The 12,689-nt window shown below is 72.2% G+C and carries 11 protein-coding genes and 3 tRNA genes; 4 read left to right on the top strand and 10 right to left on the bottom strand.

Annotated elements, in window-relative coordinates; translation table 11 throughout:
• Positions 1 to 126: 126 nt before the first annotated feature.
• Positions 127 to 717 (bottom strand): 3-isopropylmalate dehydratase small subunit, encoded by a 591-nt coding sequence (gene leuD / locus JOF36_RS10020; protein ID WP_210026355.1) that lies wholly within the window; start codon positions 715 to 717, stop codon positions 127 to 129.
• A complete protein-coding gene (leuC, locus tag JOF36_RS10015; RefSeq protein WP_210026354.1) occupies positions 717 to 2,147 on the bottom strand; it encodes a 3-isopropylmalate dehydratase large subunit in 1,431 nt (476 codons plus the stop codon). The genes leuD and leuC overlap by 1 nt, the downstream gene beginning before the upstream one ends.
• Before the next feature lie 73 nt (positions 2,148 to 2,220).
• Between leuC and JOF36_RS10010 the strand changes: the two genes are divergently transcribed.
• Together JOF36_RS10010 and JOF36_RS10005 are read left to right on the top strand one after the other, a co-directional pair.
• Positions 2,221 to 2,925 (top strand): IclR family transcriptional regulator, encoded by a 705-nt coding sequence (locus tag JOF36_RS10010; RefSeq protein ID WP_210026353.1) that lies wholly within the window; start codon positions 2,221 to 2,223, stop codon positions 2,923 to 2,925.
• 61 nt (positions 2,926 to 2,986) lie between these two features.
• Entirely contained in the window at positions 2,987 to 4,897 is a 1,911-nt protein-coding gene (locus JOF36_RS10005; protein ID WP_307862295.1) for an Hsp70 family protein, read from the top strand.
• Positions 4,898 to 5,851: 954 nt separating this feature from the next.
• Here JOF36_RS10005 and JOF36_RS10000 read toward each other — a convergent pair.
• The 4 genes from JOF36_RS10000 to gltX form a co-directional block, all read right to left on the bottom strand.
• Positions 5,852 to 5,924: transfer RNA gene (locus JOF36_RS10000), tRNA-Glu, on the bottom strand.
• Between the two features lie 68 nt (positions 5,925 to 5,992).
• Positions 5,993 to 6,068 (bottom strand) — tRNA-Glu (locus JOF36_RS09995).
• A 67-nt stretch (positions 6,069 to 6,135) separates the two neighbouring features.
• Positions 6,136 to 6,207: transfer RNA gene (locus tag JOF36_RS09990), tRNA-Gln, on the bottom strand.
• A gap of 55 nt (positions 6,208 to 6,262) precedes the next feature.
• Entirely contained in the window at positions 6,263 to 7,747 is a 1,485-nt protein-coding gene (gene gltX, locus JOF36_RS09985) for a glutamate--tRNA ligase (protein ID WP_210026352.1), read from the bottom strand.
• Positions 7,748 to 7,864: 117 nt separating this feature from the next.
• Here gltX and JOF36_RS09980 point away from each other — a divergent pair, with 117 nt between their 5' ends.
• Positions 7,865 to 8,173 (top strand): EthD family reductase, encoded by a 309-nt coding sequence (locus JOF36_RS09980; protein WP_210026351.1) that lies wholly within the window; start codon positions 7,865 to 7,867, stop codon positions 8,171 to 8,173.
• Between the two features lie 56 nt (positions 8,174 to 8,229).
• Here JOF36_RS09980 and JOF36_RS09975 read toward each other — a convergent pair whose 3' ends face one another.
• The 3 genes from JOF36_RS09975 to JOF36_RS09965 form a co-directional block, all read right to left on the bottom strand.
• Positions 8,230 to 9,270, bottom strand: a complete 1,041-nt coding sequence (locus tag JOF36_RS09975) for a 3-isopropylmalate dehydrogenase (protein ID WP_210026350.1) — start codon at positions 9,268 to 9,270, stop codon at positions 8,230 to 8,232.
• Positions 9,271 to 9,386: 116 nt separating this feature from the next.
• Entirely contained in the window at positions 9,387 to 10,172 is a 786-nt protein-coding gene (locus JOF36_RS09970) for an ABC transporter permease (protein ID WP_210026349.1), read from the bottom strand.
• Positions 10,169 to 10,726: an AAA family ATPase gene (locus JOF36_RS09965; protein ID WP_307862747.1), complete on the bottom strand. Its 558-nt coding sequence runs from the start codon at positions 10,724 to 10,726 to the stop codon at positions 10,169 to 10,171. The genes JOF36_RS09970 and JOF36_RS09965 overlap by 4 nt, the downstream gene beginning before the upstream one ends.
• Positions 10,727 to 10,739: 13 nt before the next feature.
• On the opposite strand from JOF36_RS09965, the gene JOF36_RS09960 reads away from it, so the two are divergent.
• Positions 10,740 to 11,834, top strand: coding sequence for an IS110 family RNA-guided transposase (locus JOF36_RS09960; protein WP_307862211.1), 1,095 nt, complete (start codon positions 10,740 to 10,742; stop codon positions 11,832 to 11,834).
• Between the two features lie 201 nt (positions 11,835 to 12,035).
• Here JOF36_RS09960 and JOF36_RS09955 read toward each other — a convergent pair whose 3' ends face one another.
• Positions 12,036 to 12,617, bottom strand: a complete 582-nt coding sequence (locus JOF36_RS09955; RefSeq protein ID WP_210026347.1) for an ATP-binding cassette domain-containing protein — start codon at positions 12,615 to 12,617, stop codon at positions 12,036 to 12,038.
• Positions 12,618 to 12,689 lie beyond the last annotated feature (72 nt).

Raw genomic sequence — 12,689 nt, 5'->3', positions numbered from 1 at the left:
TAAGGCTGTGGCCATGCCCCGCACCAGATCCCGCCGCGAGTCCAGATCGCATCCTGCCCGGTCGGACAGGTCCATCCGGGTGGTCGCACCCACCCGTCGGGGAGGGTGCGACCGCCCGTCGCGACCTCAGGTGAGGGTGCGCGGCATCCGTCCCGGCCGGGTTCCCTCGAAAGCGGTGATCGCGCCCTCGTGCCGCAGGGTCAGCCCGATGTCGTCGAGCCCCTCCAGCAGTCGCCACCGGGCGTAGTCGTCGATCTGGAACGACACGGTCAGGTCACCGACCTGGATCGTCTTCTCCGCGAGGTCGACGGTCACCCGGGTGCCGGGCTCGTTCTCGAGCTTCTTCCAGATCAGCTCGACGTCCGGCTGCTCGACCTCCGCGGCCACCAGGCCGGCCTTGGCCGAGTTGCCGCGGAAGATGTCGGCGAACCGAGCCGAGATCACGACCCGGAAGCCGTAGTCCATCAGCGCCCAGACGGCGTGCTCGCGGGACGACCCGGTGCCGAAGTCCGGGCCGGCGACCAGCACCGACCCGCGGTCGTACGGCTCGTTGTTCAGCACGAACGACGGGTCCTGGCGCCAGGCCGAGAACAGGCCGTCCTCGAAGCCGGTCCGGGTGACCCGCTTGAGGTAGACGGCGGGGATGATCTGGTCGGTGTCCACGTTGGACCAGCGCAGCGGCACGCCGATCCCGGTGTGGGTCTCGAACTTGTCCATCAGTCCAGGTCCTCCGGGCTCGAGAGGGTGCCACGGACGGCGGTGGCGGCGGCGACCAGCGGTGACACCAGGTGGGTGCGACCGCCCTTGCCCTGCCGTCCTTCGAAGTTGCGGTTCGAGGTCGACGCGCAGCGTTCCCCCGGGGCGAGCTGGTCGGGGTTCATGCCCAGACACATCGAGCACCCGGCCGAGCGCCACTCCGCACCGGCGCCGCTGAAGATCTTGTCCAGACCCTCGTCCTCGGCCTGGAACCGCACCCGCATCGAACCGGGCACGACCAGCATCCGGACGCCGTCGGCGATCGTCCGGCCGTCCAGCACCTTCGCGACCGAGCGCAGGTCCTCGATCCGGCCGTTGGTGCAGGAACCGACGAACACGGCGTCCACCGCGACGTCACGCAGCGGGGTCCCGGCGGTCAGGCCCATGTAGGCCAGGGACTTCTCGACCGAGGCGCGCGCGGCCTCGTCGGCGATGGCCGAGGGGTCCGGGACCGATTCGCTCAGCGGAAGGCCCTGACCCGGGTTGGTGCCCCAGGTGACGAAGGGGGTCAGCTCGTCGGCGTCGATGTCGACGACCCGGTCGAACTCGGCGCCCTCGTCGGTGCGCAGGCTCTTCCAGTCCTCGACGGCGGCGTCCCAGTCCGCACCGGACGGCGCGTGGTCGCGCCCCTCGAGGTAGGCGAACGTCGTCGCGTCGGGAGCGATCATCCCGGCCCGGGCGCCTGCCTCGATCGACATGTTGCAGACCGTCATCCGAGCCTCCATCGAGAGGTTCTCGATGACGTTGCCCCGGTACTCCAGCACGTGGCCCTGCCCGCCGCCGGTACCGATCTTCGCGATCACCGCGAGGATGACGTCCTTGCTGGTGACGCCCGGACGGAGCGTGCCGTCCTTCGACGTCACGTTGATCGCCATGGTTTTGAACGGCTTGAGCGGCAGCGTCTGCGTGGCCAGCACGTGCTCGACCTCGGAGGTGCCGATGCCGAAGGCCATCGCGCCGAACGCACCGTGCGTGGATGTGTGCGAGTCGCCGCAGACGACGGTGGTGCCCGGCTGGGTCAGTCCCAGCTGCGGCCCGACGACGTGCACGATCCCCTGCTCGGGGTCGTTCATCGGGTACAGCCGGACGCCGAACTCCTCGCAGTTGCGCCGCAGCGTCTCGACCTGGGTACGGGAGACCTCGTCGGCGATCGGGGCGAGGACGTCGAGCGTCGGGACGTTGTGGTCCTCGGTGGCGAGGGTCAGGTCCGGGCGGCGGACCTCGCGGCCGGCGAGCCGGAGCCCGTCGAACGCCTGCGGGCTGGTGACCTCGTGCACCAGGTGCAGGTCGATGTAGAGCAGGTCGGGCTCGTCGCCCTCGCCCTTCCGGACGAGGTGCCGGTCCCAGACCTTCTCGGCCAGCGTGCGTGGGTGCGCGGTACCGGTGCTCACGCTCGCCTCCCCTTCTCGCGGATCGCAGACGTGGTGGTGGACTTCCCAGATCGTGGAAAGTTAGTATCGGAACGTGGGACAGTCTAGCGGGATCGGCGTGCTCGACAAGGCGGTGGGGGTTCTCCGGGCGACGGCCGAGGGCCCCTGTGGGCTGGCCGAACTCTGCGAGCGCACGGGCCTGCCCCGCGCGACGGCACACCGGCTCGCGGTGGGGCTCGAGGCACACGGCATGCTCCTGCGTACGCCCGACGGCCGCTGGCACCCCGGGCCGACGCTGAGCCAGCTGGCCGGCGGGCGTTCGGACCCGTTGCTCGACGCCGCGACCGCCGTCCTGCCCCGGCTGCGGGACATCACCGGCGAGAGCGTCCAGCTGTACCGGCGCGACGGCGTGCACCGGGTCTGCATCGCACACGCCGAGCCGCCGTCCGGGCTCCGGGACACCGTGCCGGTCGGCTCCCGGCTGCCGATGACCGCCGGGTCCGGCGCCAAGGTGCTCGCCGCCTGGTGCGACGTGCAGACCCAGCGGTTGATCCTCGCCGAGGCCACGTACTCCGAGCGCGTCCTGATCGACGTCCGGCGCCGCGGCTGGGCGCAGAGCGTCGCCGAGCGGGAGGCCGGCGTCGCGTCGGTCTCCGCGCCGGTGCGCGACAACGGCGGACAGGTCGTCGCCGCCGTGTCGGTGTCCGGGCCGGTGGACCGGATCGGCCGACGACCAGGGGTGCGGTGGGCCGCCGACCTGCTCGCCGCCGCCGACGCCCTGCAGCACCGCCTCGCCTGAGGTCGCCGATCGGATCTCCACTACCGTGAGGGGGTCCGGCACCGGGCCGGACTCTTCAGGCGTGGAGTGCATTTCCGGGGAGACGATGGGCTACCTGCTGGGCATCGACGTCGGCACGACCAGGACGGCGGCCGCGGTCATCCGCCCCGGCACCCCCGGCCCCGAGATGATCACTCTCGGTGACCGGTCGGTGGACATCCCGTCCGTCGTGTACGTCGCCGCCGACGGCTCGCTGCTGTTCGGCGAGGCCGCCGAACGCCGTGCGCTGACCGAACCCGACCGGGTTGCACGCGAGTTCAAGCGCCGGATCGGTGACCCCACCCCGATCCCGCTGGGCGAGCACGCGTTCACCGCCGAGCAGCTGTCTGCGCTGCTGACCGAGCACGTCGTGGAGGTCGTCTCGCGGACCGAGGGCGGGCCGCCGGAGCGGGTGGCGGTCAGCCACCCCGCGTCCTGGGGCTCGCACAAGCGCGACCTGTTCGCCGGCGCGCTCGCCGATCGCGCGCTGTCGGTCACGTTCCTCACCGAGCCGCAGGCCGCGGCGCTGCACTACGCCACGAACGAACGGGTCGAGGCCGGCGCGACCGTCGCCGTCTACGACCTGGGCGGCGGGACGTTCGACGCGGCCGTCGTGCGCAAGGAGGCCGCCGGGACCACCGACACCGGCGGCACGGTCGTGGGCGGGACGCTGTTCACCCTGCTCGGCAGGCCCGAGGGCCTCGAGCAGCTCGGCGGCGCCGACTTCGACCAGGCGGTCGTCGACCACGTGCGGGACGCGGTGCCACAGGCGTTCGAGGCGCTCGACGAGGCCGACCCGGACGTCCTCACCCAGATGGCCCGGCTGCGGCGCGACTGCCGGGAGGCCAAGGAGGCGCTCTCCGCCGACACCGAGGTCTCCATCCCGGTGTGGCTGGGCGAGGTGCGGACGACCGTGCGGCTGCACCGCAGCGACCTCGAGGACCGCATCCGGCCCCGGCTCGAGGAGTCGGTCGAGGCGCTGCAGCGGGCGATCGCCTCCGCAGGGCTGGCCGCGTCCGGGCCGTCGGTGGTGCTGCTGGTCGGCGGCTCGTCCCGGGTGCCGCTGGTGGCGCAGCTGGTGTCCTCCGAGCTCGGCCGCCCGATCCAGGTGGACGCCGACCCGAAGAACGCCATCGGCAAGGGTGCCGTGCTCGCGCTCGGCCCGGTCGACCCGGTGACGGCGGCGCCGGCCGGCGCCGGGTTCCCGCCCGGTGGGGCCGGTGCGGCCGGTGCGGCCGTCCTCGGTGCGACCGGGTCGTCCGCGCCCGCCACGTCCGCGCTCGCCGCCGATCCCGGCCCGCTGCCGTGGGAGAACGGCCCGCCGATGACCGAGCGGATGGCGGCCGATGCCCCGCCCACGGCGTTCCACGGCCCGCAGACGGCCTACCTGGACGGCGCGGACGCCGATCCGCCGACCGACCGCATCCCGATCGTCCCGCCCCCCTACGGCGGGCACCCGGGCGCGGACCCGGGTACCGCGGTGTACGGCGGCTACGCCGAGACCTACGACGGGGAGACGACCGTCGCCCCCGAGCCGTCCGGCCCCCGCCGGTCGCCCGCGTTGCTGATCGGTGCCGGTGGCGTCGTCGCGGCGCTGGCCGTGCTGAGCGCCGTCTTCTTCTGGCCCCAGGACCGCAACGTCAGCAACGCCACACCCGAGCTGCCGGCGATGCCGACGACCACCGAGGCGGCGCCGATCACGACGGAGGAAGAGACCCCCGTCCGGCAGGAGCCGGAGCCGACCCGGGAACGGACCACCGCGCCGCGGACGACGTCCGAGGACGTGCCTCTGCCACCTCCGCCGCCACCGCCGCCGGTGACGACGCCGGAGGATCCACCGCCGACATCGTCGAGCAAGCCGCCGCCGACATCGTCGAGCGACCCGCCGCCGACATCGTCGAGCACCACGCCGCCGCCGGATCCGTCTAACCCCTCCATCCAACCCGTGGAGTAGGCGCCTCGTTCACGCCTCGGCCCGGTCCAGCCCTTGCGCAACAGCCGTACCGCTCGTCGGCCGGGTCGGGGTCGGCCGGACGACGCCCGGTGCGCGACCTGCGGTGGAGCCTGTCGTGCCGGCGGACACCTCCTCGCCGCGCCGGCGACCGACGCTGCACCTGGGCGGACGGCGGTCGTGCGCGGTACGGGGAGGCGCACAGGATCGACGCGTCGATGACCATCGCCTTGCTGCGATCCGCTACAGCGGAGGTCGGCGTGACCAAGCCGCGCCGTTCGGTCCCCGAACCAGCCCTGGACACGGATCCCGCTCGACCCGGGCGGTCGTCGTTCCGGGGCGAACCAGGATCGCCGCCATGATCGAGGAGTCGTGGAGGATCGGTGCCGAATCTGGCACCGATCCATCACCACTCCCTGATCACCGGGGTGATCGGTCCCACAACCGACGGACGCGCCGATGCGTGACCGGCTCCGGCCGGGCCACGCCGCCGACCGACGCGCCGTACCGGACTCAGGACCACGCACCCTCGGGCTGGGACGTCGCACACCATCGGGAGACCTCGCACCCGCTGCAGTCGCGCTGCAGTCCCTGCGAGGTCCTCACTCGGGGTGCGAGGAGCCGCGGAGGGACAGTCGACTGGTCGAGGGGCGGGGCCTCGCACCCGTCACCCGTCACCCAGGACGTCGCGGACCCGCCGGGGACCTCGCATCGGCTGCAGCGTGCGAGCTCCCCGCGCCGGGTGCGAGGTGCCGGGGTCGTCGCAACGGGCGCCCCGGCAACGTTTCCTGCCCGGTCGAGCGCAGTGCTCGACCGAGCCGTCGCCGGCTCCGAGCTCACGCGACGACACCAGAGTGGTGATCATCCGTTCACCAGGTCATTCAGCCGGCGCCGGGCGGAACCGCACCCCGAACACGACGAAGGCCCCCGCTCCGGAGAGCGAGGGCCTTCGTGTTGTAGTCCCGACGGGATTTGAACCCGCGCTACCGCCTTGAGAGGGCGGCGTCCTAGGCCGCTAGACGACGGGACCGAGGACATCGATATTCATCTCTGAGTCGGATCACGTGACCGCGATCCGAACGCGACATACATCTCGCGTGGTAGCCCCGACGGGATTTGAACCCGCGCTACCGCCTTGAGAGGGCGGCGTCCTAGGCCGCTAGACGACGGGGCCGAGACGAGATGATTCGGATGTCAGAAACCGGATTCCGCGAACCTGGATGATTCGGGGTCGATTTCCGCTGGGGTACCAGGACTCGAACCTAGACTAACTGAACCAGAATCAGTCGTGCTGCCAATTACACCATACCCCATCGGAAGTCGGGGCCCAGTTCGTGACCGGGCCCCGATCTCCGTGATGCCACTACTCTAACCCATCCCCCGGGCCCGCCTGACACCGGCCCCCAGCCTGGCGAGCGACCGCTCCCGGCCCAGGAGCTCCATGCTCTCGTACAGCGGCGGCGACACCGTCCGGCCGCTGATCGCGACGCGCACGGGCGCGAACGCCTTCCGCGGCTTGAGGCCCAGGCCGTCCACCAGCGAGGCCTTGAGGGACTCCTCGATCGAGGCGGCCGTCCACTCGTCGAGCCCGGTCAGGCCGGTGACGGCGGCGTCGAGGACCGGCTCGGCGTCGGCGTTCAGGTTCTTCGCGGCGGCGTCCTCGTCGGGGGTGAAGGACTCCTCGTCGCGGAACAGGAAGGCGAGCATCCGGGCCGCGTCGGACAGCACCTGGCTGCGCTCCTGGACCAGCGGCGCGGCGGCGGCGAGGAGCTCCTCCTGCGCGGGGCCGACCGTGATCCCCTCCGCCCGGAGATAGGGCACCACACGGGCGGCGAAGTCGCTCGGAGACAGCAGCCGCAGATGCGCGGCGTTGATCGCCTCGGCCTTCTTGATGTCGAAGCGGGCGGCGTTGCCGGACACCCGGGAGACGTCGAACGACTCCACCATCTCCTGCAGCGAGAACACGTCGCGGTCCTCGGCGATCGACCAGCCGAGCAGGGCCAGGTAGTTGAGCAGGCCCTCCGGCACGAAGCCACGGTCGCGGTAGTGGAACAGGTTCGACTGCGGGTCCCGCTTGGAGAGCTTGCGGTTGCCCTCGCCGGTCACCAGCGGCAGGTGCGCGTAGACGAAGGGGCCGTTGCCGATCCCGACGCGTTGCAGCGCTTCGAGCAGCGCGATCTGCCGCGGGGTGGAGGACAGCAGGTCCTCACCGCGCAGCACGTGGGTGATCTCCATCAGGGCGTCGTCGACCGGGTTGGTCAGCGGGTACAGCGGGGTGCCGTCGCCGCGGGCCAGCACGAAGTCGGGCACCTGACCGGCGCGGAAGGTGATCTCACCGCGGACCAGGTCGGTGAAGGTGATGTCGCGGTCGGGCATCCGGAGCCGGTAGACGGGAACCCGGCCCTCGTCGCGCAATGCCTGCTTGTCGGCGTCGGTGAGGGCACGGTCGGCGTTGTCGTAGCCGAGCTTCGGGTCGCGGCCGGCGGCCCGGTGCCGGGCCTCGATCTCCTCGCCGGAGGAGAACGACTCGTAGACCTCACCGCCGTCGATCAGCCGCCGCAGGGCGTCGGCGTAGATCTCGGCGCGCTCGCTCTGCCGGTACGGGCCGTGCGGGCCACCCTTGATCACGCCCTCGTCCCAGTCCAGCCCCAGCCAGCCCAGGGCGTCGAGCAGGGCCTCGTAGGACTCGGCGGAGTCGCGCTGGGCGTCGGTGTCCTCGATCCGGAAGACGAGTTGGCCACCGTGGTGGCGGGCGTGCGCCCAGTTGAACAGGGCGGTGCGGACGAGTCCGACGTGCGGAATTCCGGTCGGGGACGGCGAGAACCGCACCCGGACCTGGGCTGGAGTACTCATGGTGAGCCCCAGGGTATCGGCACCCCGCGCCCTGTACGTGCGGGTCCCGATACACCAAGGTGGACTCCGGCGTGGCGCATCGAGGCGCCGCGGTAGGCATGACGGAAAGGCACCCACGTGTTCCAAGTGACCGTGCTCTACAACCAGCCCGAGGACCCGTCCGCGTTCGACAAGTACTACGACGAGGTGCACACACCGCTGGCGAAGAAGCTGCCCGGGCTGCAGCGGATGACCGTCTCCCGCCCGGCCCCCGGCCCGGACGGAACGCAGCCGCCGTACCACCTCGTCGCCGTGCTGGAGTTCGCCGACGCGGCCGCGTTCCAGTCCGGCATGGGCAGCGCGGAAGGGCAGGCCACGTCCGCCGACCTGGCGAACTTCGCCGGCGCCGGCGTCACCCTGCTGACCGGGCCGTCCGACCAGGTCTAGGCACGCGTGCGCGGTGGGCGGGGCACCCGGCCCCGTCCACCGCGCACGGCAAGGCGTTAGGGGGTCGCCACCTCACGGGAGGACACCAGCGCGGCCAGCCGGTCCCCGATGGAGGACGTGTTGCCGGTCGCCGAGTGGTCCCGGGTCGCGAGGTCGAACGCGACGGCCGCCTGGATACGGCGGGCCGAGTCGGAGTGCCCCAGGTGGTCGAGCAGCAGCGCCACCGACAGCACCGCGGCCGTCGGGTCCGCGATGCCCTGGCCCGCGATGTCCGGCGCGGAGCCGTGCACCGGCTCGAACATCGACGGGTTGACCCGGCTCGCGTCCAGGTTTCCGCTGGCCGCGAGGCCGATACCGCCGGTCACCGCGGCCGCGAGGTCGGTGAGGATGTCGCCGAACAGGTTGTCGGTGACGATCACGTCGTAGCGGCCCGGGTCGGTGACCATGTGGATCGTGGTCGAGTCGACGTGCTGGTAGGCCACCGACACCTCGGGGTGCTCCAGCGACACCTCCTCGACGATCCGCGACCACAGCGCACCGGCGTAGGTCAGCACGTTGGTCTTGTGCACCAGGGTCAGGTGCTTGCGCGGCCGCCGCTGGGCGCGGGTGAACGCGTCCCGCACGACCCGCTCGACACCGAACGCGGTGTTCTGACTGACCTCGGTGGCGATCTCGTGCGGGGTGTCCTTGCGCAGCAGGCCACCGGTGCCGACGTACGGCCCCTCGGTGCCCTCGCGCACGACCACCATGTCGATCTCCTGGTTGCCCGACAGCGGGCCACGCACGCCCGGGTAGAGCCGGGCCGGGCGGAGGTTGACGTGGTGGTCCAGCTCGAAGCGCAGCCGCAGCAGCAGGCCGCGCTCCAGGATGCCGCTGGGGACCGACGGATCGCCGACCGCGCCCAGCAGGATCGCGTCGTGCTGCTTGATCTCGGTCAGCACCGACTCGGGAAGCAGCTCGCCCGTGGAGTGCCAGCGGGCGGCACCGAGGTCGTACTCCGTCGTCTCCACGTCACGGACGACCTCGCCGAGGACCTTGAGTGCCTCGTTGATCACTTCCGGGCCGATGCCGTCACCGGGGATGACCGCAAGGCGCATGACCTCGTCCTCTCGTCGTACTGCTGGCCGCACGCTACCGCCTGCCGACGCAGGGTCATCGTCTGGCCACCCGGAGGGGTACGCACGAGCGGCGGGTTCACCCGCCCGGGTATCGCTCAGCCCCGCGCCGTCCAGCGCCAGCGGGCCGCCGCACCGACGACGGCGACCGCGGTCCACACGGCCGTCACGACCAGTCCGAGCAGCCAGGACGGAACACCCGCGACCTCGGCCACCGCCGGGCCGGTCCAGGCGATGCCGACGAGATCGGCGACCGGGGTGCCGGGAACCAGCAGCAGTATCCCGCGCAACACCCCGTCGACACCCGTGCTCAGGACGTTCACCGCGACCGAACCGACGAGCAGCAGTGGCGCGGCCGTGAACTGGACACTCTCGGCGCTCCGGCTGAACGTGCTGGTCAGGGCGCCGGCGGCCACGCAGAACGCACCGCCGAGCACGAGCGCGGCGAGCAGCAGCAGCGGGTTCTCCGGCAGCGGCGCACCGAGTGCGACGTAGACCGCGCCGATCAGCAGCGTCTGCACCACGCCGACGACGACCAGCGGCGTCCCCGTCCCGACGACGATCCCCGGCCCGGTCAGCTCGGTCGTGCGCAACCGGGACAGCGCGCCCGACTCGCGGCGCAGCGTGAAGACGGTCGCCGCCGTCGTGTACACCGAGATCAGCATCCCGATGTAGGCGCCGAGTCCGGCGAGCGCGCCCCACCCCTGTGGCTCGGCGGGGCGCAGGACGACCGCGAAGAAGATCATCACGAGCGGCCCGGAGAGCACGCCGAGCAGCGTGGTCCGGCGGCGCAGCAGCAGCCGCGCCTCGATCGGCGCCAGGCGCCACCAGCGGCCACCCCGGTGCGTCGTCGGCGCATCGGGCACGGCGGTGAGCGTGTTCATCGGATCCCCTCCAGCTCGGTGCCCGCCCCGCCGCTCACGGCGTGGAACACCTCGTCCAGGCCGGCCTCGGCGGCCCGCAGCCGGTGCAGCTCGGCACCGGTGTCGAGCGCCCAGCCGGTCAGCGCGTGCGTCGCGCGGGTCAGGTCGGCGGCCTCCAGACGCAGCGCGGTGCGGCCCTGCGCGGCCGGTGCGGTGGTGAGGCCGGGCAGGGCCGGCGGGACGACGCCGTCGTCGACCTCGGCGGTGACGGCGGCCGGCCGGCTGGCCAGCACCTCGGCCAGCGTCCCGGCGACGGCGACCCGGCCGGCGTGCATGATCGCCAGCCGGTCGGCGAGCGCCTCGGCCTCCTCCAGGTAGTGCGTGGTGAGGACGACGGCGGTGCCTGCGGCGCGCAGCTCGCGGACCATCTCCCACAGCAGCCGTCGCGACTCGGGATCGAGGCCCGTGGTGGGCTCGTCCATGATCACTAGACGGTATGGAGGCCTGGGCTGAGGCCTCCCGCATGTGAACGTGGGTTGCCGACAGGAGTGGGTCCTGGCGGTAGAGCCACAGATGTGGGAGGCCCCAGTGAGTGCGAATCGTACGAGTGTCGGGTTGGACGTGCACGCGCGCTCGGTCGTGGCGTGTGGGCTCGACGGGCGGACCGGGGAGCTGTTCGAGCGTCGGTTGACCCCGGATCACGGTGATGTGGCCGCGTGGGTGCGGTCGCTGCCAGGCCCGGTGGCGGTCACCTACGAGGCCGGGCCGACCGGGTTCGGGCTGGCCCGGTCCCTGGCCGCGGCGGGGATCGAATGCCAGGTCGCGGCGCCGTCGAAGCTGCAACGCCCGTCCGGGGACCGGGTCAAGACCGATCAGCGTGATGCCCGGCATCTGGCCCGGTTGCTGCACCTCGACGAGATCGTCGCGGTCGCCGTGCCGAGCGTGGAACAGGAAGCTGCGCGGGACCTGGTGAGGGCGCGGGAGGACGTGCGCGGGGACCTGATGTCGGCCCGGCACCGACTCTCGAAGTTGTTGCTGCGCCAGGGGATCGTCTACTACGGCGGTAAGCCCTGGACCGGGATCCACGATCAGTGGCTGCGCGAGCGCCGCCGGGATGAGGTGTTCACCGCGCCGGGTCTGGGGCTGGCCTTCGACATCGCCTACGACACCCTGCTGGCCACGCTGACGCGGCGCGAGCGCCTGGACGCCGCGATCACCGAGATGGCCGCGAGTAGCGAGTTCACCCCGGTGGTAACCCGGCTGGGCTGCCTGCGCGGGGTCTCGACGTTGACCGCGTTCGGGCTCGCCGTCGAGATCGGGGACTGGCACCGGCTGACCGGGCGTTCGATCGGCGCCTACCTCGGCCTGGTGCCCACCGAGTCCTCCTCCGGGGCGTCGCGGTCGCAGGGCGCGATCACCAAGACAGGCAACGGACACGCCCGCCGCCTGCTGATCGAGGCCGCCTGGCACCACCGTAAGCCGCTGCGGGCCGGGGTCGGACTGCGTCGCCGTCAGGACCAGGCGAGCCCGGCCGCGCGGGATCGCGCCCAACGGGCGAACCGGCGCCTGCACTCCCGCTGGGCCGGCTTCGACACCCGCCAAAAGCGCGCCGTGGTCGCCAACACCGCGATCGCCCGCGAGCTCGCCGGCTGGTCCTGGTCGCTGGCCGTCCTCGACGAGTAACCACCCCGGCGAGGACCACAGATGTCCGGATGAGCCCACTGGTGGTGACGGCAGCGCCTGCGAGCAGACCCGCGACTGACCTATGAGCAGCCCACTCCCCCAACCCGTCGCCGGGGAGCGGAGGTGGGGCCACGCTCGATCTCTAGACCCGCGGACCGCTCGAGCCGAACAGACCGTCCTGCGGTAACCAACCCGCGCATATCAGACTGACGACGCGTCGACACCGACACGCTCGCCACCACCACACCCGTCCGGCAACCGAGGCGGTGTCCACGACGACGGTCGCGGACACCGCCTCACCCTGCCCACTTGACAAACCGGCCTACATATCAGGTCGGGGCCGCCCCAGGTCGCGGTGGCGATGTCCAGCCGGCGCCGCTCCCCGCCGGACAGCGTGTCGACGGCGGCGTCGCGGCGATGCCCGAGGCCGACGCGGGCGATGCAGTCGTCGACGTCGTCGGTGCGGCTGGACAGCGCCCGGGTCATCCGGACGGTCTCGGCGACGGTCAGCTCGGCCAGGAAGCCCGCCTGCTGCAGGACGACCCCAGTCCGGCGCCGCACGGCGGGGCCCGCCGCGACCGGGTCCTGCCCGAACAGCCGGACGGTGCCCATCTGCGGGCGGCGAAACCCCTGGACGAGCTCGAGCGTCGTCGTCTTCCCGGCGCCGTTCGTGCCGAGCAGGCCGAACACCTCCCCCGGCCGCACGTCGAGATCGACACCGTCGACGGCGACCGTGTCGCCGTAGGCGAATCCCAGGCCTGCCACCTCGATCACGCTGCTCATCGCGTACTCCTCTTCGTCGTCGCTTCCGAGCGTCCTGCCTGCCGGGACCGGTCAGTAGGGTCGGATCCGCAC

It is taken from the genome of Pseudonocardia parietis, assembly GCF_017876315.1.
GTDB lineage: Bacteria > Actinomycetota > Actinomycetes > Mycobacteriales > Pseudonocardiaceae > Pseudonocardia > Pseudonocardia parietis.
This window is presented reverse-complemented; position numbering and strand designations above follow the sequence as displayed.

Bases quoted from the DNA above. Each gene is read 5' to 3' on its own strand.
- leuD (WP_210026355.1), bottom strand. From the start codon at position 717: ATGGACAAGTTCGAGACCCACACCGGGATCGGCGTGCCGCTGCGCTGG.
- gltX (WP_210026352.1), bottom strand. From the start codon at position 7,747: ATGAGTACTCCAGCCCAGGTCCGGGTGCGGTTCTCGCCGTCCCCGACC.
- JOF36_RS09975 (WP_210026350.1), bottom strand. From the start codon at position 9,270: ATGCGCCTTGCGGTCATCCCCGGTGACGGCATCGGCCCGGAAGTGATC.
- JOF36_RS09970 (WP_210026349.1), bottom strand. From the start codon at position 10,172: ATGAACACGCTCACCGCCGTGCCCGATGCGCCGACGACGCACCGGGGT.
- JOF36_RS09955 (WP_210026347.1), bottom strand. From the start codon at position 12,617: ATGAGCAGCGTGATCGAGGTGGCAGGCCTGGGATTCGCCTACGGCGAC.